The sequence below is a fragment of the Exiguobacterium sp. 8A genome, from assembly GCF_902506275.1.
Classification (GTDB): Bacteria; Bacillota; Bacilli; order Exiguobacteriales; family Exiguobacteriaceae; genus Exiguobacterium; species Exiguobacterium profundum.
Genome location: NZ_LR733630.1, coordinates 1,244,927 through 1,271,076, shown reverse-complemented (window position 1 = coordinate 1,271,076; position 26,150 = coordinate 1,244,927). Strand labels below are relative to the sequence as shown.

Sequence of the window (26,150 nt, the reverse complement as noted above, 5' to 3'; positions counted from 1 at the left end):
TTCATGAATCTTTCAAAACAAGTATTTATCATCGCGGAACTATCTGCTAACCATGGCAGTAGTATTGAAATCGCGAAACAGACAATGAAAGCAGCGAAAGAAGCAGGTGCTGATGCAATTAAAATTCAAACATATACACCTGACACGATTACAATCGATAGTCGTAAAGAGTACTTTCAACTAACACAAGGTACAATCTGGGATGGTCGCACACTTTATGACTTGTACCAAGAGGCCTATACACCGTGGGAGTGGCATAAAGAGTTGATGGACTATGCAAAAGAGTTGGATATCGTTTGTTTTTCAAGTCCTTTCGACCCTACTGCTGTGGATCTATTAGAAAGCTTACAGGTACCTGCGTACAAAATCGCTTCATTTGAAATCACTGATCTGCCACTCATTGAATATGTTGCCTCCAAGAACAAACCAATCATCATTTCAACTGGAATTGCTACGCTTCAAGAAATTGAAGATGCAGTATCCGTTTGTCGTAAAGCTGGAAACGAGCAAATCATATTATTGAAATGTACGTCAGCCTATCCAGCAAAAATTGAGGATGCGAATCTCGTAACGATGCAAAATATGAAAGAGACTTTCGGTGTCGAAGTCGGATTGTCGGATCACACGCTTGGAATCACTGCACCGATTGTGTCCGTTGCATTGGGAGCGAAGGTGATTGAAAAACATTTTATTTTAGATAAATCAATTGGTGGCCCAGACGCTAGTTTTTCTTTAGAGCCTCATGAGTTTAAAGCGATGGTCGATGCTGTTCGAGAAGCGGAACAAGCACTAGGGCGCGTCGACTATCAATTAAACGAGAAAAAAGTGAAGAATCGTGAGTTCGCACGTTCTTTATTTGTTGTGAAAGATATTCAAGCTGGGGAAGTCTTCACGACTGAACATGTCAGGTCAATTCGTCCGGGACATGGATTGGCTCCGAAACATATCGATTCCATTCTTGGTAAAGTGGCAAGGAAAGATATCGAGCGTGGAACACCAATGAGTTGGGATTTGATTTAGTAAATAAGATGATTGTCGAGGCGGCGGTTACGTCGCCTCTTTATTATGTGTGAGAAAGAAGAAGAAACTTAAGGAAAAAGTATTTTGACCGATATAAGAAATGAGACCATAACATGTGAGGGAGTAGAAGACTATGAATCCGACCATTTCTGAAGTCAGACTTCACTTGCCTTCTTCTGTATTACCGTATGAGCAAACTAAAAATGTGTTCGTTGAGGCCAATCAAACTCAACTCGCCGATGAAGGTATTGTTATTCTTCCGACGCCTCAACACATTACAAAGTTAGAGGCAGCGGTCGAGAAGGCGAATCAAGTCCTTGAAAAGCAACGTACCGGCTTGAAATTTATGAAGCACGAAAAACTGAATGATTATTATATTCAAATCGTCGATGCGAACAATGAAGTAATCCGTGAAATCCCAAGTAAAAAATCAATGGATTTCTTTGCGGCGTTTATGGAGTTTAATCATTTATTCGACGAACGGATATAAAAAAGGAGTGGGCATATGACATCACCAATTCGATTTGGCGGATTAGCCAGTGGGATCGATACCGATAGTATCATTAAACAAATGATGCAAGCAGAACGAATTCCAGTAGATCGTTTAGAACAGAAAAAACAATTGACCGAATGGCGGCGTGACTCTTATCGTGAGGTCAACCGTTCACTGTTAGCATTACGAAACAGCGCGGTCGATATGATGTTCAGCCGAAACTATTACGCAAAAACGGCTTCATCCTCTGATGAATCGCGTGTATCTGTCGTTGCAGGTCCATCAAGTGGAAACGCTTCGCTTACTATCAATTCAGCGACGTTGGCTACCTCGGCTTCTCATGTAGCGGTGGCAAATGGTGGAGGCATCACAAATGACACGGCAGTTTCGACACTCGGGTTAGAGGTTGGTATTCGGAAACAAACGTTAACTGCGGGAACAACTGAACTCGTAGTGAAACCGCTACCGAATAATCCGCCAACTTTTACGGATAAAGATGGTAATGCGATTTCGTTAGCACATACGTACGATGCGGCAACTGGGAAGATTACGTTCGATAGTGGAGTGACAATCCCTGAAGGTGCACAAGTCGTGTATGAAGCTGGCTATCAAGTTCGTTTCCGTAATGAAGACGGTGGAGCTTTACAGACAGTATATGTTGATGAGAATGCTAAGTTTAAAGATCTCGTTACCGCGTTGAATGGCACGAAGACGGGAATTAGTGCGTTCTTTGATCAAACTTCAGGGCAGATTTCATTAACACGTAAAGACACGGGCGTGAAATCGATTATCGAATTTGAAGGCACTGCAGCTAAAGCACTATTTGGTTTAAATGGATCCGTAGCCGGGACGAATGCATCTGTGGATGTGAACGGCATTACGTTGACCCAAAGTTCAAACACCTTTACGATTGATAATATGACCATCACATTGAAGTCCTCATTCAATGATGGCACTAAAGTAAACTTGTCCTCTGCGACAGACACTCAAAAAATCTTTGACGGAATTAAAGGGTTCGTTGATAAATACAATGAGACCATCGACCTCATGAACAAAAAGACACGAGAAGAACGATTCCGTTCGTTTTCACCGTTGACTCAAGCTCAACGTGATGAGTTATCTGAAGACGAAATCAAGAAGTGGGAAGAAAAAGCGATGAGCGGTATGCTCCGCGGTGATACGATTTTGCGCGGAACCATGGACAATCTTCGGAGCAAGTGGTCGGGTGCTACAGCTGCATCGAATGACGTCGAGATGTCACGATTGTTCCAAATCGGTCTTTCGACTGGAGCGGATTTCACCAATGGTGGTAAAATCGAACTCAATGAAGAGAAGCTGAAAGCGGCTATCGAAAAAGATCCGGAGCAAGTATATCAGTTGTTTACAGATGCTGAAACTGGATTATTGCCACAAATCCGAGATGCTGCCAAAGATTCGCGCGATACGATTACACGAATCGCAGGAGCGGACGGTTCTGGCTCACAAACCCATTCGATGGGGAAAGAAATGACCGATATTGATTCGCGTATCAAGCGGTTAAATGATTTACTCATCGATAAAGAAAACGCCTATTACCGTCGTTTCACAGCGATGGAAACAGCGATGAACCAAGCGAATGCTCAAGCGGCATCGCTGTCACAGTTTTTAGGCGGAGGCATGTAAGAGGAGGAGTTTAAATGGTAGCCAATCCATATGCAGCATATCAAAACAGTGCGGTCACGACCGCGAATCCACAGGAACTGACGCTTATGCTTTATGACGGAGCGCTCAAGTTCATGCGCCTCGCCAAGCTTGCAATCGATCAAGGTAACCCTGATTTAAAGAACGTCAACATTCAAAAGACGCAAGCTATCTTTCGGGAACTTCGTCTGACACTCAATAAAGACATCGCTGTCTCAGCGAACTTAGATTCGCTCTATGACTACATGTGGCGCCGCCTCGTTGATGCGAACGTCAAGAACGATACAGCTATCCTTGACGAGGTACTTGATTTTACGACCGAACTACGTGATACGTGGAAGGAAGCGATGAAACTCGCGAAGCAGTCATGAGACCGATTGATGAAATCATCTTAAAGACGCAACGCTTGAAAGAACTGCTCGCACAAGTCCCGGAAGAACCAACGTACGATACATGGATGGAACAAATCCATGAGCTTTTAGATGATCGGGAACAGTTGCTCGCAGCACACGGTCCTGATTTGGAAAAAGCCGATCAAACGGTCCTCAGGCAACTCGTCGACGACAGTCAAAAGATTTCTCGTCTAATTGAAGCTGAACACCAGCGTCTAGGGATGACGCTCGGGACAGCCCGGATGGAACGAAAGACGGTCAAATCGTATGTCGACCCATATGAAGACGTCGATTCTAACTTTTCCGGTCTGTTCGACCAACAGACGTAAAAAGCTCGAGGGCATATGCCTTCGAGCTTTTGTGTTAAGAGGCTTTGACTTGTCGACGCATCCGGATGATGAAATAAGAAGCGGTAAATAAAATCAGACCACTCACCGTGAAGTTTAAATAGAGACGTGCGGCATCTTGAAGCGATGTGATTGGCGTAGATCGACCGAACCAGAGAAGTGGTAGGATTGTCACGTGCATAACGCCCCAATGAATGAAGATTTGTTTCTTGAACGACCACTGTTTGACTTCATAAATAACGCTTGTGAGCCCGAGGAAGAAGGCGACTCCTGCGTAGATAAACATTCCATGCACAGCCTCTGCATTCCCTGACCAACCTTGATAGAGAGCAAGTATCGCGAATGGCAGCGACCAAATGAGACTCCGAAGTATTCCTTTTTTCAATAGTTGCATATGAATTTTCCTTTCATCGAATCGTTGTAAATGTATACGGCTGTGGAAAGGAAAAGTTTCATATAAAGGGTATAGATGAAATGACGTCTGTTTTCCGCTATAATCGGGTAAACATCAATGTAGCTGTTGCTTCTTTTCTGGAAAGAGGAGGGAAACGAGATGCGTGAGAAAGAGTCCAAACCGATATCGTCACGGAAGCGCCGTTATTTCGTCTATGGTCCAGAGGGAGCGTACGATGAATACGTGGAACGGGACCCAAAACTTGAAGCGTACGTCGAGGACGATACGCCGTTTGAGGATCGTCCTGACCCATACGAGGAAGAAGAGCTGAAATCAAGAGGATAAGTATACATGTCAAGGTCCGATTATGGACCTTGACTTTTATTTTACCTGGAACTTTTTCTTAATACGGTTTGGTTTGTCAATTCGTTATATTCGTCTTAACCACAACATCACTTGGATTAAGAAAAGGGAGAGATGAAGATGAACATGAAACGATTTGGCTTACTGGTGGCGGTACCGCTCGCACTACTTGTCGGTTGCGGGGAAGCAGACGAACTGAAGACGACGGCGACGGATACTGAAGAAGTCGTAGAGGCGGAAGCGAACGTACCAGAGGAGACGACTGCTGAAGAGACGGACGTCCAAGAAAGTGAACTCGGTACGAACAAGATCTACATGAAGAATAAGGCACTCACGATCACGGAGACGATGGGTCCGATTCAATTCGCCATCGACAAAGTACAGACGTCACGCCTCACGGTCGCAGAAGCTTATAGCGACTCATTCGATGGACAAGAAGAGGTGACGGTCGTCGCGATGAACATGTTGGTCGAGAATACGGTCGACGAGACGATGAGCTTCCATCCGAACCAGGCGACACTGGTGACGAACACAGGGGAGCAGGTGTCTTCGGACTTATGGTTCTCAGATGACGTCGGTGGAGAATTTTTAGGAAAGGTGAAGAAAGAAGGGAACGTCCTCTTCTTCGTGAAAGCAAAACCAGAAGAGCTGACGGACTTGAAAGTCGTCATCGATGGACCATTCAACGAGAACTTCGACAAAGTGGCAGAAGACCGCTACGAATATACAATTAACGTGACGAAATAAGAGTAGGCGTGCCGAATAAAATCGGTACGCCTAGTCTCATGGTTGATTATTACTACACAATAAGCATAGTAGTTAGCATAGAGAACATACGAAGGGATTCTTATATTTTGAGAGTTCCTTGTATCTTAGTTTTTCATTTTGTAAAATCTTAATTCTTAATGGGTACATATAAATCGACTTTAGATTTTCCGTCGGGGTCTTCAGCTGGATTGTTCATATTGAACTCCAAGGTATTTCTAGATTCGTCCACTGAATATTCGCGTTCTGGTAACCATTCTTCAAAAATATATTTATACGTCTCACTCAGTTTTTCTGGAGTATCGTAGAAATGGTGCACGATGTATTGACCACCTTCTAGCATTTTAAATTGTATCTCCCCGTGCCCTGTTTTATCAAAGTTTTTAGGAACTGTGACACAAGCATCATGTCTACATTCATGAGGATCAACATCGTTCGGATTATCTAATGAAATACCGATAAATTGACTTGATGGAGGGTAAAGGTTGTGTTCCGTCGCCCAATGTATTAATTTCCCCCAATGTTCTTGTGGTTCAAAATAGCTACCCGTACGTCTGATAAATGCAATTTCAGTCTCAGGCAATTGCTTTAAAGTCATATCCATTTTGTAACCCCCATTAAAGTTGACTGATTCAATTGTCTTGATGTCCAAAAAAGTGCTTCATTGAAATAATATCTCGTTGAAGTGTTGCAACAGGAATTATTATTTACGCTGATGCGGCAACGGAATCGACAACACATTCCAGTCGCTCCCGGCGAATAGCTTCGACAGATAGACGATTTGTCCGACATGATACCCATAATGCGACACTTGGCGTTCGATCGCGTCAATCACGGAATGGGCTTCCCCTCGAATCATCACGTTCTTCCCTAAGTCATCTGGTGTCAAATCAGCTAAGACATTATCCAACAGTTGCCAACGCTCGTCCCAAACCTTCATGAGCTCCGCACGGGATAGCTGCTGGTCCTCGAACTCGGCGTCCCGGTCACGGTCCGGTTTCTCGCCGTCTGTCGTCAAAAAATCGGTCCAACGCGACTTCATGTTATTCGCCATGTGCTGGATGATCAAGGCGAGCGAGAGTGTGTCCGACGCAAGTGTCTTGTGCAGGTCCTCTTCACTCACTTGGACGAGCGCGCGCTCAGCGAGTTGTTTCTGGCTTTTAAACGTAGCACGTACGGTATCGAGATATTGCGTTTCAAACATGAAAAGATCCTCCTCTTCGTATGTATCTGCTTTGAATATACCCCATATCTATCCCACTAAAAATTAAATTAATGTTATAGCAATTGAGATTCCATATGATACATCCTGCAAAATGTCACCGCATAGTCGACATGAGGGTACTGGGTAGTCAATGTTGTGTGGATCTCTTATTCATCAATTGTGTCGATTGTGTTTGTCCGTGAGTGGATGAGCGCGATTTTTTGTATTCAAAAAGTGTGAGACACAAGGTCCCACACTTCTGATTAGGCATGTTCCAATCGAAACTCTTCCCAATGATCACGGGCCTGGTTCCGGATGCGTTCCGATACTTCCTTACTGCTTAAGAGAATCCCATACCAGCGACGCGCGTCCTCGTAGTAGTCGAGCGCGGCCGACAAATCGGCAATCCGCAACATGAGCTGGTCGTACGGTAATCCAGTCCGGATCGGATCCGTATACGCTTCTTGCACCTCATTGTATTTATCGAGCGTCCGCTGCATCCATTCCTTTTCAGACGCTGCATCCCCGATCAATCGGTACATCCATACGATTCGCATCCCGAGCATAGCGATGACAGATGGTTTTTGTCCGCTCAACTGGGCCGTCATGACGGCGAACTTATAGAGAAGGATGACGTGCTCATATGAACGATCGCCTTTCAACACATCCGGATTCACTTGATTGAAGTAGTTCGTCTCAAGCGCTTCTCGGTTATGTTTGCGCACCTTGTCGAACGAGTCGTGAAAGACGAGGTGACAATTGTCACAGACGGTCGGTTCGTATAAATAAGGATTCGGTCCATCATACGTTGTGTAGCCATCCTTCTCAACTTCGAGTGGACGGATGTGACGTGATAAGACACGGTTCGTCTTACTTTCTTGTAAACAATACGGACATTTGACTTTCTTCAAAAACAAATGTTCTGCCATCTCGACACCTCACACATAGACATTGACGAGCAATCCGCGAATTTCACCGACTTGGTCGAGTAAGGAAAGGCGAGAGGCCTCACCCGAGATGACCTGATCTGTCAGCGCGAGGAGTTTTTGGTCGACTTGTTCGACGACCTTATAAATCTTCGCGCGCCCGCGGCGATTGAATCCGCGTTTATCTTCGAGACGGAGTGCCGCGTCAACGGCCTCTTTCATAAAGTCTTTAATCATTTGTTTGTATTCGGCAAGCGCTTCGACGGTCTGACTTTCAGCTAGAAGTTCTCCTTGTTCATGAATCGCGGCGATTTGACGTTGGAAGCGTTCATGCTCCCGGTCTTCGCGCTTCTGACCGATCACATTTTGGAAGGAGACACCGGGTTCGACTTCGGCGCGCTTTGCCTTACTTGAGCCGAGGAGCGATTGCGTCTCCATGATGCGACGAATGTCCATATGGGCAACCGTCCTTTCTTTAAGTTAGTTCAATAATTGTAACACGCCTTGCGGCAATGCGTTCGACTGGGCAATCATCGCCATGCCGGACTGGTTCAAAATGTTTAGACGTGCGAAGTCCATCATTTCACGGGCCATGTCGGCATCACGGATTCGTGACTCAGACGCCGTTAAGTTTTCTGAGCCGATGGCGACGACGCTGACGTTCGCCTCCAAGCGATTTTGGATGGCTCCGAGTTTTGAACGTTCGAGTGACACTTTGTTGATGGCTGCATCGAATTTCGAAATGGCATCACCCGCATCCTCAGGTGTCAACACACTCAATGCATAATACGTTTCAGTGGGTGTCGTCGAATCGTTGTCATGGTCGACGGCAGGAAGTTCTCCGCCACCGGGTGTCGTCATCGTGATATTGAGTGCATGGGCACGCATATCTTCCACATTTAAGATGACGGCTTCATTGTTACCTGCACCGATTTGGAAGAATAACGTATTATTGCCTTGCATGTATTCGCCATTCATAATTTTCTTTGAGTTGAATTCCGTCGTTTCGGCAATTCGTGTCACTTCGGCAGTCAACGCGTTAATTTCTTCCTGGACAGCTTTGGCGTCGTCTTCACTGAGCGTTCCATTTGCTGATTGAACCGATAATTCACGCATCCGTTGGAGAAGGGCGTGTGTTTCGTTCATCCCGCCTTCGAGTGTCTGCGTGAGTGAGATACTGTCGAGCGTGTTGCGTTCTGCCATCGAGAGCGAGTCGAGGCGCATCCGCATTTTCTCTGAGATGGCGAGTCCCGCTGCATCATCAGATGCCTTGTTGATGCGAATCCCACTTGAGAGGCGATCCATCGTTTTTTTCATTGACGCTTGATTCAGGGAAAGAGATGTATACGCTTTTAATGCTTGGACGTTATTCGTAATTTTCATAACGGTTTCCTCCAGTCGTGACAGGTTGGGTCTTGGCACGCTCCATTGCTTCACCCCATGTTTGGTCGAGGTCACTTGCGAGCGTATGTAGTTCGGCGATTTTTTCCTTATCCTGGTCGATGATTGCTTCGACGCTTGCGTTTGCCATATATAGATAAATTTCATCCAGTTGAGCCGCGATAATCCCGCCGCCGTCATGGAGTCCTTGGTGAAGTTTGACTAAAAGTTCACGGGCTTGGCGAAGATGACGGTTTCGTTCGGCAATCGTCGAATCTTGCGCATGTTTATAGTGATAGACGAGTGCGTGAAGCATCGCCTGAGTCAGCTCTTCCGGCCTCATTTCATATAATTGGGTTGAATTCATCTTTGTTCTCCTTTGATCGAATCAAGTTCCTCTATCAACAACAACACTTCTGCCATCACATCATAAAGTTGGGGTGGGATGGCGTCTCCTAGGTCAAGGTCGAGCAAATGGCCAAGCAAGGAATGGTCGTTCTCGACCGCTACTCCTCGGGCACGTGCTTCCTGTAAAATCTTTTCAGCGACGGCTCCGGTCCCGCGGGCGACGATGACGGGCGCTTTATCCGTCGTTTCATCATAGCGGACGACCGCGGCCGTCTTACGTTTCGTCAAATCCATGCGTTGGTACATCGGGACCTCCTAAATTCTAAAGTCATATCCTGTCGTCGGTGCTATCGTAGGCTCTTCGATGACACGATCAGCTTTCGTGAGCGGTTTGAACTGGGTCGTCACACTCTTATATCCAATCGTCTCGAGCGTTTGTTCGATTTTCCCGAGAAGGGGACGAGCGAGTCGCTCGACCGTCGAATCGTCGTGCTCGAGTGTGAGTCGGAGGTTTCGATCTTTCGCTTCGAGTTTGACACCAATTTCTCCAAGACGTGGGGTCTCTAAACGAATGTAGAGGACACTGTTCTCCCAGTCGACAACGTCCCCGGCCTCCCGGTTTTGGATATGAACATGGATTCCGGTGTCGATCTCTTGCACTTTTGCCGGTAGGGCGAACAAGAGTTGATGGAGCTGACCGCCATCAAGGCGGTTGAGAGTCTGTTGGACTTGGAAGAACGAGGCGAGGCGTTGCGCCTCGGGGTTCGTCGTATCTCCACGTACCGATAAAGCTGATGTCGGCGTATTGGACGTCGCTTGGGCGAGCTGTGCCTGTGTCTGCACACGTTGCGCTACTTCCTGGATGTGTCGTCCAGATAATGTCGAATCGAGCTTGAGTGGCGCGACGGTCGGCATCTCGCCGGCACGTGTCGCCCCGTTTGGGATATATTCGATGCGTGTCTGATTCGGCGCATAACGGAAATCATTCAGTGCCGCTCGGACCTCTTTGACGAGTGTCGCACTCTCTTGTGGTTTCGTCGCAAGCAACGACAACGCGACGTCGAGTTTGGCCGTCATGGCGACTAGTTGCTTCTCTTGAGTCACGTCGGTATGAAGCAAGGCGTCCGTCTTTTGGACGAGTTGTGTCAGACGGGTCGAGACGGTCTCGAGGGCAGGGCGTGCCGCATGCGGGTTCGTCTCGATCAACGCAGCGACTTGTCCGAGTTGTTTCGTCACGGTCGCCTGCTCGTTTCGGAACGTGTTCGTGACGGTCGCTAGATGTGACGTCACTTCCTTCACCATCACTTGCTTCCCGTTGATTGGAGGAAGCGGCATCGCTTGGCGCGATTCAGATTCAATCGGACGCGGTGATGTCGGTGTCGTCGGCGTGAGGTCACGGATGACCCGATCAATCGTTTCCGGTGTCGGCGTGACGCGTTCACTCACGGGACGTGACAGATTGACGAGTTCGACATACCGCTCTTTTTGTGGGTAAGGAGCGTTCGGCGCCGGCGGTGTGATCTGTTGTTTCGCTTCGTTCAAAGAGAGGACAGCGATCTCTCGAGCCATCTCACGAGGAACGGTCGGAGTGTCGAGCGTCTTCAAATGTAGGATGACGTCCCGCATGTCCCCTTTGAACGCCGTCTCGAGAAGGCGTACCGTATCTTCGTTCATCGGCAAGCGTCCGGATTGTAGCAGGCGGCTGACCGCGCTTCGTACTTCAGGTGGAAGGGAAGCGAGGAGCGTCTGAATCTTCGCATCAAGCTTTGACGACGCGGACGCAGGTGGTGCGGATTCAAGTGTCTCTTCCTTTGGAGGAACGACGGTCGCCATCAAGATGCCGTCCTGTTCGGCGAGCGTCACTTGGAACGGGTTCGTTTTCGGAAGCCCGTCTTTAAATGTGACCTCGACTTCTTCACCGTTGATCTTGACGATCGCGGAGTCGGGTCCTGTTTGTTTGACGAGTTCGGCCTTGTACGTCCGGTTCGTCTGGATGCCTGGTAAGACCGAACTGACGGCGGTCGCTTGGGCTTGAATTTGCATGTTTGTCACCTCGACCATAATATCGACCTCTTTTTAAAAAAATGAAGCGATACAATAGAAAAAAACCTTCCGTCTTTTCGACGGAAGGCGTGTCAGGACTCGAGCACGGGGCTCGCGTTCAATTGTTGGAACCGGGCGACAAGTTCACCTGTCGCTTTGAGCTGGTTCCGGAGGACGTACGGTGTTGCGTTCGTTTGGATTTGATGTCCATCAGTCGTGAGGACAAGCCCGTTCGGCTCACCCTCAATGTTCAGTATGTCTCGAATATGGGACCAGGCATACCATTCACAATCGTCTCGTTTTGGAGACTTCGTCGGGAAGAAGACGAGTCCAGTTGTCGGTTCAATCACGACAGGGACTTTCCCTTTTACGCCGGCGACGCGTTTGGCGATGAAGATTCTTTCCTCGATCGAGCTGTTGTACTGGCGGCAAGAAAGTTGCAACAACTGGTACGGCCGGAGCGGGGTTGAAATCTCGGTGCCATCCTCGAGAATGATCCGTGACTGCTTCATGATGTCAAAGCAAGGGAGAATCGCCACGGTTCGCTTTGTGATGCGATATTTTTCCTCAGAATAGTAGGAGCGCATACGCTGCACCATCCTCCTCGTATTAGATTTTCAGGATCGGCTAAAGACAAACGGCACAAACCTAAATCATCCCTTCAATGATATATCACAAAAAATGTAAATTCAACAAGACAATATGAAAAGTAGGGAAATATAATTCCAATGAAAGCCAAATGGCGAAACGTTTACAAATATTTGAGAAAGTATTTGTCACGCTTACAAGAAGGTGGTAAGATTAGCCGTAGAGGACAATCCTCTGTATTCTCCAATGGTGAAAGGAATGGATTTACACATGGTAGGTAAAGTAAAATGGTTTAACTCAGAAAAAGGTTTTGGATTCATCGAAGTTGAAGGCGGCAAAGACGTGTTCGTACACTTCTCAGCAATCCAATCTGAAGGCTACAAATCACTTGACGAAGGTCAAGATGTAGAGTTTGAAATCGTTGATGGCGAGCGTGGCCCACAAGCGGCTAACGTTGTAAAATTATAATTTCAAACCACGAAGCCGGCTCCCTTGGGAGTCGGCTTTTATTTTTTCTACATAATAAAAAAAGGCGTTTAAAAATGAGTGGAATGGGTATTTTCTTTCTATACCTTTCGCTCGTTCTAGGAAATGTTGAATTCGGAACAAAATTGTCATTATTTTCTGATGATAACGTTTTCAATCGCAGCGTTTTCGGGGTATAATATGAGTGAGCCACCTGGTTCCCCTTTCTTTTTTAAGAAATGAAGCAGGAGATTCCGTCTCGTTCGACGAATCATTGGTTCAAGCGGTTATTTCTAAGGAGGAGTTCAGATGATTTATAACATTCGCGGCGAAAACATTGAGGTCACACCAGCAATCAAAGACTATGTCGAGAAAAAGCTGGAGAAGTTGACTCGGTATTTCACAACTCCTACGGATGCACAGACGGCTTACGTCAACTTGAAAGTGTATAACGAGAAACAAAAAGTGGAAGTGACGATCCCGATGCCGAACTTGTTGCTCCGTGCTGAGGACATCAACCTCGACATGTATGCGGCAATCGACCTCGTCGTCGATAAATTGGAACGTCAAATCCGTAAACACAAAACGAAACTCAACCGTAAAGGACGCGGGAAAGAAGGTGGCGTCGGCGAGTACTTCAAGTCTTTAGAAGGACCTGATGATACACCGGCCGTCTACGATGAGGACGAGGCAGAACTCGAACTCGTGCGGACGAAACGCTTCACGTTGAAACCGATGGACACGGAAGAGGCGATTCTTCAAATGGATATGCTCGGTCACAGCTTCTTCGTCTTCTCAGACGCAGAAACGGGCAACACGAACGTCGTCTACCGTCGTAAAGATGGGAAGTACGGCTTGATCGAACCTGAATAATAAACTTGACACTACACGACCTCCCGGCTTCGGGGGGTCGTTTCCTTTTGCCTTTCCTTGAAAGGTGGCACCACTTCGGTTAAACTGTACATTAGGGAAAAAACATGCATTTTTTAGTGAGTGCAGAGGAGATATGAGTATGGCGAACTTTTTGAAAGAGTTATTTGCTCCACAGAAACGAATGTTGAAAAAAGCAGAGAAAGCGGCCGACTTGATCGAGTCGTTCGCCGAACCAATCAAAGCATTGTCCGACGAACAGCTTCAGGCGAAGACGGAAGAGTTCCGGGAACGTCTGGCAAAAGGCGAGACACTTGACGACCTCTTGCCGGAGGCGTTCGCGGTCTGTCGTGAGGCATCGGAGCGTGTGCTCGGGATGCGTCATTACCGTGTCCAGCTCATCGGGGGCTATGTGCTCCATAACGGCGACATCGCCGAAATGAAAACCGGTGAAGGGAAGACGCTCGTCGCGACACTTCCTGTCTACTTGAACGCGCTCACTGGCCGTGGCGTACACGTCGTAACGGTCAACGAATATTTGGCGAAACGAGATAAAGAACTCATGGAGCCGCTCTACTTCGCACTCGGTCTTTCAGTCGGCCTCAACGTGTCGAACATGGACCGTGTCGAGAAACAAGCGGCCTATAACTGTGATATCACGTACTCGACGAACAACGAGCTCGGATTCGACTACCTCCGTGACAACATGGTCCTTTATAAAGAAGACCGTGTTCAACGTGAGCTCTACTACACGATTGTCGATGAAGTCGACTCAATCCTCGTCGATGAGGCGCGTACTCCGCTCATCATCTCAGGATCGGCTCAAAAGTCGACTGAACTCTACACCCGCGCGGATGCGTTCGTCCGTACGTTGAAAGAGGAAGACGATTACACGGTCGACGTGAAGACGAAGTCGGTCCTCTTGACGGACCAAGGGGTCGACCTCGCCGAGAAGTTCTTCGGCATCGACAACCTGTTCGCAATCGAGCACGTCGCCGTCAACCACCACGTCGGGCTCGCCCTTCGTGCAAACGCGGTCATGCATCACGATATCGACTATATGGTACGTGAGGGGCAAGTCATGATCATCGACCAATTCACGGGTCGTGTCATGGACGGACGCCGCTACTCGGAAGGTCTTCACCAGGCAATCGAGGCGAAAGAAGGCGTCGAGATTCAACGCGAATCGATGACGCTCGCCACAATCACGTATCAGAACTACTTCCGGATGTACGAGAAACTTGCCGGGATGACCGGTACAGCGAAGACAGAGGAAGAAGAGTTCCGTAACATCTACAACATGCAAGTAGTGACGATTCCGACGAACAAACCGATTCTCAGGGACGACAAGGCAGACCTCATCTTCAAATCGATGGAAGGCAAGTTCAAAGCCGTCGTGGAAGAGATTTCGGCAGTTCACGCGACGGGACAACCGATTCTCGTCGGTACGGTCGCCGTCGAGACATCTGAATACTTGAGCAAGCTTTTGACGAAGAAGAAGATTCGTCACGATGTCTTAAACGCGAAGAACCACGCCCGTGAGGCGGAAATCATCGAGAACGCCGGTCAAAAAGGTTCCGTCACGATTGCGACGAACATGGCCGGTCGTGGTACCGACATCAAGCTCGGAGAAGGTGTCATCGACCTCGGTGGTCTTTACATCATCGGGACAGAGCGTCACGAATCACGCCGAATCGATAACCAGCTACGTGGTCGTGCGGGCCGTCAAGGGGACCCGGGTAAATCCCAGTTCTACTTGTCACTCGAAGATGAGCTCATGCGTCGTTTCGGAACGGATAGCCTCCAAAGCATGATGGAGCGTCTCGGGATGGATGACACGCAACCGATTGAGAGCCGCATGGTCTCGAAAGCGGTCGAGTCAGCGCAAAAACGTGTCGAAGGAAACAACTACGATGCGCGGAAGCAGCTTCTCGGTTACGACAACGTCATGGCGGACCAACGGAAGGTCATGTACAAGGACCGCTCGAGCATCCTCGAGAACGAGTCGGTCACGGATATCGTCCGTTCGATGATGGCACAGACGGTCGAACTCGGTGTCGGTCAATACACGCCGATCGAACTCGTACCGGAAGAATGGAACATCGACGAGCTCGCGCACTGGGCCAACCAGACGCTCGCGCTCGAGAAGACGGTCGAAGGCAAAGACTTCTACGGCAAAGAGCGTGAAGAAATCATTGAGCTTCTCATGGAGCGCGTGAACGAGCAGTACGAGGCGAAACGTGAACTCGCGCCACCGGAACGCTTCAACGAGTTCGAGAAGATCATCGTGCTCCGTGCCGTCGACTCGCACTGGATGTCCCATATCGACCATATGGACCAGTTGCGCCAAGGGATTCATCTCCGCGCCTATGGACAGAACGATCCGCTTCGTGAGTACCAAGCGGAAGGGATTAACATGTTCGACGCGATGAACGCGGCGATCTCAGAAGAAGTGACAGGCTTCGTCCTTCGTGCCGAAGTCGGGGACAACCTCCGACGCGAGAAAGTCGTCGAAGAGGAAGTCGCTGTCTCAGGCAAGAGCGATGCACCGGTCAAAAAGAAGCCGGTCCGTCGTTCGAAAGAAGACAGCATCGGCCGGAACGACCCGTGCTGGTGCGGTTCTGGTAAGAAGTTCAAGAACTGTCACGGTAGACAACAGGCTTAATTATTGAAGAGGCGGGTCCGCTCGCCTCTTTCCTACGGAAAGGTGAATCACACTATGGAAATTTCAGATATTCGGAACGAACTAGAGGCGATGGCGAAACGCCTCGAGAATTACAGAGCGTCTCTCAACTTGACAGAGAAGGAGGCACGCATCGCCGAGCTCGAGAACGAGATGACGTATCCAGACTTCTGGGACAACCAGGAGAAGGCACAAAAAGTCATCGACGAGTCAAACGGTCTCAAGGCGATGGTCGACAAGTATCAAGACCTCGCGAACCAACATGAGGACGGCGAAGTGACGCTCGAACTCATCAAGGAAGAGCCGGACGCCGAGATGCAAGAAGAGCTCGGGGAATCGATTCAAGCGCTCAAGAAGGAGTTTGATGACTTCGAACTCGAGATCCTCTTGAACGGACCATACGATGCGAACAACGCCATCCTCGAATTGCACCCGGGTGCGGGCGGTACCGAGTCACAGGACTGGGCATCGATGCTCCTTCGGATGTATCAACGCTTCGCTGACAAACAAGGCTGGAAAGTCGAGACGGTCGATTACCTCCCGGGTGAAGAGGCGGGCGTCAAGTCGGTCACGCTCCGCATCGTCGGTCATAACGCATACGGCTACTTGAAGGCGGAGAAAGGGATTCACCGCTTGGTCCGCATCTCGCCATTCGACTCGTCTGGCCGTCGTCATACGTCGTTCGTGTCATGTGACGTCATGCCGGAATTCGATGACGACATCGAGATCGAAGTACGGACAGAAGACCTCCGTATCGACACGTACCGTGCATCAGGTGCCGGCGGTCAGCACATCAACACGACGGACTCTGCCGTCCGGATCACGCACGTGCCGACGGGCGTCGTCGTTTCGTGTCAGACCGAGCGCTCACAGATCAAGAACCGTGAGTCGGCGATGAAGATGTTGAAAGCGAAATTGTACCAACGCGAACTCGACGAGCAGCAACGAAAACTCGACGAGATCCGTGGGGAGAAGACGGACATCGGTTGGGGTAGCCAAATCCGTTCGTATGTCTTCCACCCGTATTCGATGGTCAAAGACCACCGGACGAACCATGAAGTCGGGAACACGAGTGGCGTCATGGACGGCGACGTCATGCCGTTCATCGATGCCTACCTTCGTAAAACAAATATGTGATGCATGTGGCTCAAAGACACCTGTCTTTGGGCCATGTTGTGTGTAAAGGAGACTTTCTTTAATGAAGCAAATCGTCAAAGACTATCTGTATTTGTTGACCGGCTCAGTGTTCGTCGCCTCAGCCTTCAGTCTTTTTCTGTTGCCAAACAATCTGGCATCAGGCGGGGTGAGCGGGATCTCGGTCATCACTTATGAACTGTTCGGCATCTCGCCGGGGGCGTTCCAGCTCGTGGCGAACGTGTTACTTCTGATTATCGGGTGGGCCATCCTCGGCCTCGGGTTCGGTGTGAAGTCGCTCGTCGGCTCCATCTTTTTACCGGGTGTCATTCTTTTCTATGAGGCGATCGATGCCGGTGCGGCTGTGGACGATACGCTCCTCGCGGCCATCTTCGGTGGTGTCGGCGTCGGTGTCGGACTCGGACTCATCTTCCGTGGACGCGCCTCGACAGGGGGAATGGACTTGATCGCTCAGATCTTACATAAGTTCACGCACATCCCGCTCTATCTCTGTATCGCCATCCTCGATGGCATGGTCGTCTTGACCGCGGCCTTGACGTTCTCGTTCACGACCGGACTCTATGCACTCATCGCATTATTCATCACGGTTAAGATGATCGACTTCGTCCAGCTCGGGTTCACACAGGACAAGATGGCTTACGTCATCTCGGAGAAGCGAGACTTCATCGTCCGGGCCGTCTTCGAGGAACTTGACCGTGGTGCGACAGAGATCCAAGCAATCGGAGCATACTCACGTCTCGACCGTCCGATGCTCATGATTGTTGTCCGTCAGAGCGAAGTGAGTCGATTGAAGGAAATAATCCGTCGGATCGACCCGGAGGCATTCCTTGTCTTCAGTGAGGCACATGAGGTGCTAGGACAAGGTTTTACGTCCGATAAGCGTTACATCAACGTACCGTAAGTTGTGGAATCTTTGTGTACTTTTCGTGAGATTAGGTTAGAAAGCATACGTTAACGGCTATAATGGTAAATGTAGGTCATTTCTACAACTTAGGAGGGGAACGTGGTTATGAAAAAATGGATGATGGCCATCGGCCTCGGCGCCATGCTGACACTCGGCGCATGTGGCGGCGGTGAAGAAGAGGATACATCGAGCAACGGGGATTCGGGCTCGAACACGGCATCGGTTGACGCGGAAGCGGTATACGCACAAAACTGTGCGGCATGTCACGGTGCGAACCTTGAAGGAATGAGTGGTCCGTCACTCGAGCAAGTCGGTGCTCGTCTGTCGGCAGAAGAGATTGAAAACGTCATTCGAAACGGTCAAGGCGCGATGCCTGCGAACGTCATTGAAAAAGACGAAGAAATCACAGCGGTCGCCGCTTGGCTCGCTGAGAAAAAATAAGATTCGACAGCATGAGGTGGAACACACCTCATGCTTTTTTGTTTTGGGTGTTAGGGCTTGGGGAATTATTGTTAAGGTAACGGGAGACATAGTGGAAATGGAGTGATGACAATTGAAGACGAAACTGATTGACTGGCCGACTTTTATCGGCTCGTTTGTATTACTGTTAGGGGTGACGTTACCGCTCATCTTCTTCCCAGAGACCGGTAAAGCGTGGGTCGGTGCGGCGAACGAATACATGACCTCTAACTTCGGCATGTTGTACTTAGCAATGGGCTTAGGTGCGTTCGGATTTTTGATTTTCATTGCCTTCAGTAAGAATGGTCATATCAAATTAGGTCGTGAAGATGAAGAACCCGAATTTAGTACATTCTCTTGGGCGGCGATGTTATTTGCTGCCGGCATCGGGTCCAGCATCCTCTATTGGTCCGTCATCGAATGGGTCTATTACTATGAAGGTCCGCCGTTCGGGCTGACACCGGAGTCACCGGAAGCGATTCAATGGTCGACAGCATATGGCATGTTCCACTGGGGACCGATCGCTTGGGCAATCTACACGTTACCGGCACTGCCGATCGCTTATTTCTTTTACGTCCGTAAGAAATCCGTCTTAAAGGTAAGTGAAGCGGTACGTCCCGTTATCGGAAAATGGGCAGATGGACCCCTCGGTAAATTGATTGATATCTTATTTATCTTTGGATTATTAGGTGGTGCCGGGACGACGCTCGCCCTCGGTACCCCGATGATTGCCGAAGGGGTCAACGAACTAACAGGGATTCCCGTCACGCTCGGGATGCAGGCCGTCATCATGTTGATTTGTACGGTCATCTTCGCCATCAGTTCTTACATTGGACTGAAGGGTGGCATCAAAGTACTCAGTGACTTGAACATCTGGCTCGCCCTTGGGATTTTGACGTTCGTGCTTATCTTTGGTCCGACTCGATTCATTATGGAGACGACGTTCAATGGAGTCGGAATCGTCATGGATAACTTTTTCCGGATGGCAACGTGGATGGAACCGTTCGGTGACTTCGGTGGCTTCACATCGACCGGGTTCCCGGAATCGTGGACGGTGTTCTATTGGGCATGGTGGCTTGTCTATGCACCATTCGTCGGATTGTTCGTCGCCCGTATCTCACGCGGTCGTACGATTCGGAATATGATCTTTGGGACGATGGTGTACGGAACGCTCGGATGCATCTTGTTCTTTGGGATTCTCGGAAACTACGGGCTCTACCTCCATCTAAGTGGGACGTTCGATGTTGTCGGGTACATGGCGGCGAATGGCCCGGCACCTACAATCATCGCCATCATCGGCCAATTGCCTTTCGGGAAAGTCGTCATCGGCGTCTTTACGCTTCTTGCCATTATCTTTTTGGCGACAACGTTCGATTCATCATCTTACATCTTGGCATCGGTCACGCAAAAACATGTCGAGGATGAGCCGATTGTCTGGAACCGTCTCTTTTGGGCGTTCGCGCTTGCAATCATGCCGCTCACGCTCATGTTCCTCGGCGGACTAGAGACGCTCCAGACAGCGAGTATCGTCGGTGGATTCCCGCTTATCTTCATCATGTTCCTTCTTGCTTGGTCATTCGTCCGCGTATCGAGTCGGGATATCCGGGCTTCCGATGACTATGAATCCTCAACGATTCATATCAAGTATCGGAAACGGAAAAAGTCGCCGTTTGATGCATTGAAAGAAAAACCACACGATTAAATGTGGCGTATTGGTGAAGGGTGTTCCTTAGGGAGCACCCTTTTGAAGTGCGGTTTCAACATTCTCTTGGGGAATAAGAAAGCGAGTTTCTTCGCGACATTTTCACATCGAACTCAATCGAACTGAAACAATCCTGTAATGGTGTTTTAAAAGTCGGATTGATATAATTGTAGTCGCTTCAACATATGCCCTAGATGATTTTTTGACCAGGCTAACATAAAAAAGCGACACCTTGACAGAGGGAGCCGTTTCCTGTAAAAAAGACTCTAGGCGAAATATACAGTAACTAAAACAATTGATTCAAATTCGTCATAGATGCTTAAAAATAATTTAAAAAGGGTAGGGAATACGTTATGATCTCGATGCAAAAAGTCAGTAAAGTATATCCGAACGGCGTCGTCGCCATGGATGACCTCGATCTAGAGATTCGCGACGGCGAGTTCCTTTATGTCGTCGGGCCTTCCGGTGCCGGAAAGTCGACGTTCATGAAGATGATTTATCGTGAGGAGAAGCCGACAGCCGGTCAATTGTTGATTGACGGACTCGATGTCGGGAAAATTAAAGACCGACACGTACCGAAGCTACGCCGTCAACTCGGCGTTATCTTCCAAGACTTCAAATTGTTGCCGTCACTTACGGTATATGAGAACGTAGCGTTCGCATTAGAAGTTGTAGGAGCGGACACGTCTTCGATTCGGAAACAAGTCATGGATGTGTTGAACCTTGTCGGATTGAAGAACAAGGCGCGCAACTATCCCGACGAACTATCAGGTGGAGAACAACAACGTGTCTCGATTGCTCGCGCAATCGTCAATAAGCCAAAATTGATTATCGCCGATGAGCCGACAGGGAACTTAGACCCGGAAACAGCATGGGGTATCATGGAAGTGTTTGAAGAGATTCACCGCCGCGGAGCGACAATCGTCATGGCGACACACAACCGTGACATCGTCGATAAGATTCGTCACCGCGTCATCGCGATTGAGAACGGGAAAGTCGTGCGCGATGAAGAGAAAGGAGCATATGGCTATGATATTTAAGACTGGATTGCGCCATTTGCGTGAAGGGTTCAAAGGAACACTTCGGAATGGATGGATGTCGTTCGCGGCCATTAGTGCCGTGACCATTACGTTGCTACTTGTCGGTGTATTCGCACTCGTCATGTTCAACATCAATGAAATTTCAGATAACGTCGAAAATGATGTCGAGATTCAAGTGTTCATCACTCGTACAGCGGATGAGAACTCGGTTGAGAAACTCGGGGAGAACATTGAACAGGTGCCGGGTGTCTCGACGGTCACGTTCAGTTCAAAAGAAGATGAGCTAGCGAAGTTCCAAGACCAGCTCGGCGATGATGCGGCTGCATACGGAACGGTCGAAAAAGACAACCCGCTCCACGCCCGCTATATCGTCAAAGCACAAGACCCGACAGAACTAGAGGAAGTGGCCAAATCGGTCGGTTCACTCGATAATGTGGACGATGTGAAATACGGAAAAGACTACATCGATAAAATGTTTGCCTTCTTCAACGGGATTCGCATCGGCGGACTCGCGTTGATTGTCGGTTTGACATTGATGGCGATGTTCTTGATCTCAAATACGATTAAAATGACAATCTTCTCGCGTCGCCGTGAGATTGAAATCATGCGACTCGTAGGAGCGAAAAATAGCTTTATTCGCTGGCCGTTCTTTATCGAAGGATTGCTCCTCGGAATGCTTGGGGCTCTCGTCCCGATTCTTGTCATTTATTTCGGATATGACGTTGCATATAGTGCTTTACAACCATCGCTTGATCAATTGAATAGTGATATATTTAAGTTGATTGATCCATCGACGCTAACAGTCCAAGTATCGCTTGTTTTACTTGCACTCGGTGCGTTCATCGGAATCTGGGGATCGACGACATCGCTCGGTCGTTTCTTGAAAATCTAACTTAAATAAGGAGGAGTTGGCGGATGAAACGTTCGCTTGCGCTAGGGTTGTGTGTATCGTTACTTGCCATGCCGGTCATGGCGACAGAGAAAGACACGTTGAAAGCTCGACAAGATCGACTGTCCAATGAGTTGGAGGAGTCGAAAAAAGCGCAGGCCGAGACGGATGACGAACTCGAGATCACCGAGGCAGAGCGTGATGCCGTGAAGACGGAAATACACGTCGTCGACGACCGGTTGAATGAATTGAGCGAACAAATCGCCATTCAGCAGCATGAGGTCGATACAGCCCGGGCAGAACTCGAGTCGACCCGCCAACAACTTTCCGTTCAGGAAGAATACTTGGAAAGCCAGAAGGAACTCGTGAACGAGCGCCTTCGCGTTTTGCAAGTACATGAAGACACTTCCTATTTACAAGTCATTTTTGAGTCCCGTTCCTTCGGCGACTTCGTGACACGGGCTATGACGGCCCGCACGATCGCTGAACAGGACCGGGAGCTCATACATAATTATATGAGTGAGATGGAACGTTTGGAGTCGCTCGAGTCGACACAACGTACCCAGCTCTCTTTCATCAAGCAAAAAGAGCGCGAGCTCGTCATCACCAAGCAAGACCTTGACCGGACGGCCGAGAAGAAACGTGACCTGTTGGTTGAACTGAACGAACAAGTAGAGCAGCTCGAGCTCGAAAAGATGACGCGCAGTGAAGAGCAGGCGGTCATGGCTGAACAGAACCGCATCATCAGTGAACAACTAGAGGCGATTGCGACTGCCGAACGAGAAGCCGCAGAGGCAGCGGAACGTGCCAAACGTGAAGCTGAGGCGCGTGCCGCTGAAGAGCGAGCACAAGCAGAAGCGGAAGCCCGTGAGTCGGAGGTCGAGGAGGCACCAGAAGTGACCGCACCAACCGAAACACCGACGAATGTGTCCACGTCCACCGGATTCGTTCGTCCTGTGTCCGGTTATGTGTCTAGTCCGTTCGGTCCACGAGACAACCCGTTGACAGGTGTGCCGGAGATTCACAAGGGCATCGACCTCGTCAATGCGTCTGGAACACCAATCGTGTCAAGCGCACCAGGTGTCGTCATCAAGGCGGCACCGGCGACCGGATATGGAAATGTCGTCTTCGTTTCGCATGTCATCAACGGTGAGATTTGGACGACCGTCTATGCCCATTTAAATGCGATCACAGTCGGAGCCGGTCAACAAGTGGCGGCGGGACAGACGGTCGGAACGCTTGGCAATACCGGCTGGTCGACCGGACCCCATCTTCATTTTGAGTTACACCGAGGGAAATGGGCACCGGGACAGCCGAACGCGATTGACCCGGCCCCGTATATTGGATACTGACAGAAGCGGACGCGTCCCAAATATGTGGAACGCGTCCGCTTTTCCTCTAGTTTTTGCTATACTAATGAAAAGACTTACAAAGAGAAATGAGGGACCAACCCGTGAAAAATTCAACCGCAGGACTACTCGCTGGCACAACGTTCGTGGCTGGGGCCGGTGCAGGCCTTGCGACGATGGCGTTTACAGACACATCGCTTCCCATTCAAACGAATGCGGAAGGCTGGGATAAAGTCGACCAAGTACGTGATTTGATTGAAGAACATTCGTTACAGGACATCTCAGAAGACGATTTATTGACCGGTGCGCTCGACGGGATGACCGCAGCGCTGAACGACCCGTATTCGGATTTCTTGGATGCGGAAGAAACGTCACAATTTACGGACTCGATTGAATCGAGTTTTGAAGGAATCGGCGCGACTTTGGAGAAGAAAGGAGAGGACATCTTAATTGTCGCTCCGATCAAAGGCGCTCCGGCCGAAGAGGCTGGACTTCGTCCTGGTGACATCATCACAGCGGTCGACGGGGAGTCGATTGAAGGGATGGATGTACAGGAGGCCGTCCAATTGATTCGAGGAGAAAAAGGGACGACCGTCACATTGACGATTCGCCGTGGCAGTCAGACGGCGGACTACGAGATCATACGTGACACGATTCCAATCGAGACGGTCTTCTCTGAAGTGAAAGAGAAAGACGGTAAAAAGATTGGGTATCTCCAAGTCACCCAATTCTCAGAACCGACGGCTGATGAATTCCTCGAACAACTCGAGCAACTCGAGTCAGAAGAAATCGATAGCTTGATCATCGATGTTCGTGGAAATCCGGGAGGTCTCTTGCCTGCCGTCATCGAGATGTCGGAAGGGTTCGTCCCGACATCAAAACCGGTCGTCCAAATCGAGAATGCGGACGGTGACCGTGATGCACAAAACGGTCGCGCTCGTGAAGCGAAACCGTATGACCTGTTTGTCTTGACGGATGAGGGTTCTGCCTCGGCATCTGAGATTTTGACTGGTGCGATGAAAGAAGGAGCAGGCGCGACCATCATCGGGACGAAGACGTTCGGAAAAGGTGTCGTCCAGACGGCGTTCGACTTAGAGGACGGCAGTAACTTGAAATTGACGACGAGCAAATGGCTCACACCGGACGGAAATTGGATTAACAAGAAGGGCATCGAGCCGGACATTGAAGTGGAGCAACCGGACTTCTTCAACGTGACCCGTGTCCTGACAGAAGAAGAGTCGCTCCAAGTCGGAGATTACGGTGACGCCGTCTCGAACTTGCATAAAATTTTAACGGGAATCGGCTATGAGCCAGGCGGTCAGCCGGGATATTACGGGGACACGATGGCGAACGCCGTGAAAGCATTCCAGACAGACAATGGTCTCGAGGCTTCTGGAACTGTCGATGAAGAGACAGCCTCTGCACTCGAAGCGAAATTGCTCGAAGCGATTCAAGATGAGGCGAATGACGCCCAATTGAATCGTGCGCTTGAAGAAGCCGCAAAATAACGTTGTATGAAAGAAAGGGTTGGACCGCGTGGAAGTTGTACGAATGGGTGTTACGGCTTTATTGACGTTGTTAGGTAGTCCGCTGTTTTGGGTGACACTCGTCGCCCTTACATACATATCGCTGACACGGGTCAAGCGAGAACGGGCCATGTTCCGTTCGAGACGTCGCTCACCGAAGTCGGAATGGAGACATTTCATCTGGCCGAGTCTTCTGTTAGCGGTCCTCTCATCGGCCGTGACGATTTTACTCGAGACGACCATCACGTTTGAGTGGGCCGTCTCGTTCACGATTCTCTATACGCTCGTCGTCTTGACGATGCATCCGCGATTCTTTAATCCGGTGCTGCCTCTTCTCGTGTTGTTCGGGGTCGTCTTGTTACGCGATGTTGTCGCATATGGGGCGCTTCGTGATTGGGTAGCAGCACTCGCTCAGGTCGATTGGACGGTCTATGCGCTCACATTCGGCCTCGTCACCCTTGCGGAAGCGATTCTCTTGCGCTGGAACGGACCAAAAGAGACATCCCCGACCTTGATCTTGTCGAAACGGGGGCAGTTTATCGGAGGGCATGTCGTCAAACGGATTTGGTTTTTCCCGCTCGTCGTCTTCGTGCCACCGATGTTCGGTCTCGACTGGCCGATGGTGCCCATCATTCTTCCGATTCCCATCGGGGTCAGTTTATTGTCGACCGGCGCCTTACCAGGAACGCTTCTCGCACGATTGAGCAATTATCGTGCCGTACTCGCTTTGATCGCTCTCGGTTTATTCGCCCTCTCATATGCGTTTAAGATTCCATATGTCGACTATGTAGTATTGACGATATTCGTCCTCTATGAGCTCGGCTTACAATGGATCAAACGCGAGAATCGGGGAACGACACCCGTTTTCATCAATGGAAACCGTGGGGCGGTCATCGTCGACACGTTACCGAACTCACCTGGGGAGACGATGCAGCTCATCCCGGGTGAATCGATCTATAAAGTCAACGGGACGGTCATCACAGGAGGGCATAGTTTTTATGAGGCGCTCCAGCAACATAAGCCGTACATCAAACTGGAAGTATTGAATCTGAACGGGGATATCCGATTTGTTCAACGAGCGATGTATGAGACCGATCCACATGAGCTCGGAATTTTGTTCGTTGGGGAACCGACGAGCCCGAGAGTCCGCTTACGTAAACTGTAA

General features: G+C 49.4%; 29 protein-coding genes. 19 read left to right on the top strand and 10 right to left on the bottom strand.

Annotation, left to right across the window (positions count from 1 at the left end; translation table 11 throughout):
* Positions 1-3: 3 nt before the first annotated feature.
* The 5 genes from pseI (at position 4) to GVY42_RS06480 (ending at position 3,914) form a co-directional block, all read left to right on the top strand.
* Positions 4-1,020, top strand: a complete 1,017-nt coding sequence (pseI, locus tag GVY42_RS06500) for a pseudaminic acid synthase (RefSeq protein WP_159562656.1) — start codon at positions 4-6, stop codon at positions 1,018-1,020.
* Between the two features lie 133 nt (positions 1,021-1,153).
* On the top strand, positions 1,154-1,510 hold the full coding sequence (locus GVY42_RS06495) for a flagellar protein FlaG (RefSeq protein WP_159562655.1): 357 nt from the start codon (positions 1,154-1,156) through the stop codon (positions 1,508-1,510).
* Between the two features lie 15 nt (positions 1,511-1,525).
* Positions 1,526-3,175 carry a flagellar filament capping protein FliD gene (gene fliD / locus GVY42_RS06490; RefSeq protein WP_159562654.1) on the top strand — a complete coding sequence of 550 codons (1,650 nt, stop codon included), beginning with the start codon at positions 1,526-1,528 and terminating at the stop codon, positions 3,173-3,175.
* A gap of 14 nt (positions 3,176-3,189) precedes the next feature.
* On the top strand, positions 3,190-3,564 hold the full coding sequence (fliS, locus tag GVY42_RS06485; protein ID WP_159562653.1) for a flagellar export chaperone FliS: 375 nt from the start codon (positions 3,190-3,192) through the stop codon (positions 3,562-3,564).
* Complete coding sequence (locus tag GVY42_RS06480) at positions 3,561-3,914, top strand: flagellar protein FliT (RefSeq protein ID WP_159562652.1); 354 nt, start codon at positions 3,561-3,563, stop codon at positions 3,912-3,914. Before fliS ends, GVY42_RS06480 begins: the two co-directional genes overlap by 4 nt.
* A 34-nt stretch (positions 3,915-3,948) precedes the next feature.
* Here the strand turns inward: GVY42_RS06480 and GVY42_RS06475 are convergent, their stop codons facing one another.
* Complete coding sequence (locus GVY42_RS06475) at positions 3,949-4,326, bottom strand: DUF3021 family protein (protein ID WP_159562651.1); 378 nt, start codon at positions 4,324-4,326, stop codon at positions 3,949-3,951.
* A 159-nt stretch (positions 4,327-4,485) separates the two neighbouring features.
* On the opposite strand from GVY42_RS06475, the gene GVY42_RS06470 reads away from it, so the two are divergent.
* On the top strand, positions 4,486-4,671 hold the full coding sequence (locus tag GVY42_RS06470; RefSeq protein ID WP_012726958.1) for a hypothetical protein: 186 nt from the start codon (positions 4,486-4,488) through the stop codon (positions 4,669-4,671).
* Between the two features lie 138 nt (positions 4,672-4,809).
* Complete coding sequence (locus GVY42_RS06465) at positions 4,810-5,436, top strand: hypothetical protein (protein ID WP_159562650.1); 627 nt, start codon at positions 4,810-4,812, stop codon at positions 5,434-5,436.
* A 148-nt stretch (positions 5,437-5,584) separates the two neighbouring features.
* On the opposite strand, the gene GVY42_RS06460 is transcribed toward GVY42_RS06465, so the two are convergent.
* The 9 genes from GVY42_RS06460 to GVY42_RS06420 all read right to left on the bottom strand — a co-directional run bounded on the left by GVY42_RS06460 (position 5,585) and on the right by GVY42_RS06420 (position 11,954).
* Complete coding sequence (locus GVY42_RS06460; protein WP_159562649.1) at positions 5,585-6,058, bottom strand: GyrI-like domain-containing protein; 474 nt, start codon at positions 6,056-6,058, stop codon at positions 5,585-5,587.
* Positions 6,059-6,157: 99 nt separating this feature from the next.
* Positions 6,158-6,658 (bottom strand): DUF1572 family protein, encoded by a 501-nt coding sequence (locus tag GVY42_RS06455; protein WP_159562648.1) that lies wholly within the window; start codon positions 6,656-6,658, stop codon positions 6,158-6,160.
* A gap of 263 nt (positions 6,659-6,921) precedes the next feature.
* The gene (locus GVY42_RS06450) at positions 6,922-7,587 is read right to left on the bottom strand and encodes a DUF2225 domain-containing protein (RefSeq protein ID WP_074036244.1); all 666 of its coding nucleotides are present in this window, start codon (positions 7,585-7,587) and stop codon (positions 6,922-6,924) included.
* 9 nt (positions 7,588-7,596) lie between these two features.
* Positions 7,597-8,040, bottom strand: a complete 444-nt coding sequence (locus GVY42_RS06445; protein WP_074036246.1) for a YaaR family protein — start codon at positions 8,038-8,040, stop codon at positions 7,597-7,599.
* A gap of 24 nt (positions 8,041-8,064) precedes the next feature.
* Complete coding sequence (locus GVY42_RS06440; protein WP_159562647.1) at positions 8,065-8,967, bottom strand: flagellin; 903 nt, start codon at positions 8,965-8,967, stop codon at positions 8,065-8,067.
* Positions 8,951-9,331, bottom strand: coding sequence for a flagellar protein FliS (locus GVY42_RS06435; RefSeq protein ID WP_159562646.1), 381 nt, complete (start codon positions 9,329-9,331; stop codon positions 8,951-8,953). The genes GVY42_RS06440 and GVY42_RS06435 overlap by 17 nt, the downstream gene beginning before the upstream one ends.
* The gene (locus tag GVY42_RS06430) at positions 9,328-9,618 is read right to left on the bottom strand and encodes an EscU/YscU/HrcU family type III secretion system export apparatus switch protein (RefSeq protein ID WP_047795070.1); all 291 of its coding nucleotides are present in this window, start codon (positions 9,616-9,618) and stop codon (positions 9,328-9,330) included. The genes GVY42_RS06435 and GVY42_RS06430 overlap by 4 nt, the downstream gene beginning before the upstream one ends.
* Positions 9,619-9,627: 9 nt before the next feature.
* On the bottom strand, positions 9,628-11,373 hold the full coding sequence (locus GVY42_RS06425) for a hypothetical protein (protein ID WP_159562645.1): 1,746 nt from the start codon (positions 11,371-11,373) through the stop codon (positions 9,628-9,630).
* A 74-nt stretch (positions 11,374-11,447) separates the two neighbouring features.
* Positions 11,448-11,954, bottom strand: coding sequence for a competence protein ComK (locus GVY42_RS06420; protein WP_235189275.1), 507 nt, complete (start codon positions 11,952-11,954; stop codon positions 11,448-11,450).
* A 259-nt stretch (positions 11,955-12,213) separates the two neighbouring features.
* Between GVY42_RS06420 and cspD the strand changes: the two genes are divergently transcribed.
* The 12 genes from cspD (at position 12,214) to GVY42_RS06360 (ending at position 26,150) form a co-directional block, all read left to right on the top strand.
* On the top strand, positions 12,214-12,411 hold the full coding sequence (gene cspD / locus GVY42_RS06415; RefSeq protein ID WP_012726946.1) for a cold-shock protein CspD: 198 nt from the start codon (positions 12,214-12,216) through the stop codon (positions 12,409-12,411).
* A 306-nt stretch (positions 12,412-12,717) separates the two neighbouring features.
* Positions 12,718-13,281 carry a ribosome hibernation-promoting factor, HPF/YfiA family gene (gene hpf / locus GVY42_RS06410; protein WP_012726945.1) on the top strand — a complete coding sequence of 188 codons (564 nt, stop codon included), beginning with the start codon at positions 12,718-12,720 and terminating at the stop codon, positions 13,279-13,281.
* Positions 13,282-13,420: 139 nt separating this feature from the next.
* Positions 13,421-15,943 (top strand): preprotein translocase subunit SecA, encoded by a 2,523-nt coding sequence (gene secA / locus GVY42_RS06405; RefSeq protein ID WP_159562644.1) that lies wholly within the window; start codon positions 13,421-13,423, stop codon positions 15,941-15,943.
* A gap of 54 nt (positions 15,944-15,997) precedes the next feature.
* Positions 15,998-17,098 carry a peptide chain release factor 2 gene (prfB, locus tag GVY42_RS06400; protein ID WP_035387837.1) on the top strand — a complete coding sequence of 367 codons (1,101 nt, stop codon included), beginning with the start codon at positions 15,998-16,000 and terminating at the stop codon, positions 17,096-17,098.
* A gap of 61 nt (positions 17,099-17,159) precedes the next feature.
* On the top strand, positions 17,160-18,017 hold the full coding sequence (locus GVY42_RS06395) for a YitT family protein (protein ID WP_012726942.1): 858 nt from the start codon (positions 17,160-17,162) through the stop codon (positions 18,015-18,017).
* Positions 18,018-18,125: 108 nt separating this feature from the next.
* On the top strand, positions 18,126-18,461 hold the full coding sequence (gene cccB / locus GVY42_RS06390; RefSeq protein WP_031422851.1) for a cytochrome c551: 336 nt from the start codon (positions 18,126-18,128) through the stop codon (positions 18,459-18,461).
* A 112-nt stretch (positions 18,462-18,573) separates the two neighbouring features.
* Positions 18,574-20,181: a BCCT family transporter gene (locus tag GVY42_RS06385; protein WP_159562643.1), complete on the top strand. Its 1,608-nt coding sequence runs from the start codon at positions 18,574-18,576 to the stop codon at positions 20,179-20,181.
* Positions 20,182-20,534: 353 nt separating this feature from the next.
* Positions 20,535-21,221 carry a cell division ATP-binding protein FtsE gene (ftsE, locus tag GVY42_RS06380; protein WP_047795074.1) on the top strand — a complete coding sequence of 229 codons (687 nt, stop codon included), beginning with the start codon at positions 20,535-20,537 and terminating at the stop codon, positions 21,219-21,221.
* Positions 21,211-22,113, top strand: coding sequence for a permease-like cell division protein FtsX (ftsX, locus tag GVY42_RS06375; RefSeq protein ID WP_031422854.1), 903 nt, complete (start codon positions 21,211-21,213; stop codon positions 22,111-22,113). The genes ftsE and ftsX overlap by 11 nt, the downstream gene beginning before the upstream one ends.
* A gap of 23 nt (positions 22,114-22,136) precedes the next feature.
* Entirely contained in the window at positions 22,137-23,462 is a 1,326-nt protein-coding gene (locus GVY42_RS06370) for a murein hydrolase activator EnvC (RefSeq protein WP_159562642.1), read from the top strand.
* Between the two features lie 101 nt (positions 23,463-23,563).
* Positions 23,564-24,967 (top strand): S41 family peptidase, encoded by a 1,404-nt coding sequence (locus GVY42_RS06365; protein ID WP_047795076.1) that lies wholly within the window; start codon positions 23,564-23,566, stop codon positions 24,965-24,967.
* Positions 24,968-24,995: 28 nt separating this feature from the next.
* Positions 24,996-26,150, top strand: a complete 1,155-nt coding sequence (locus tag GVY42_RS06360; protein WP_236548934.1) for a PDZ domain-containing protein — start codon at positions 24,996-24,998, stop codon at positions 26,148-26,150.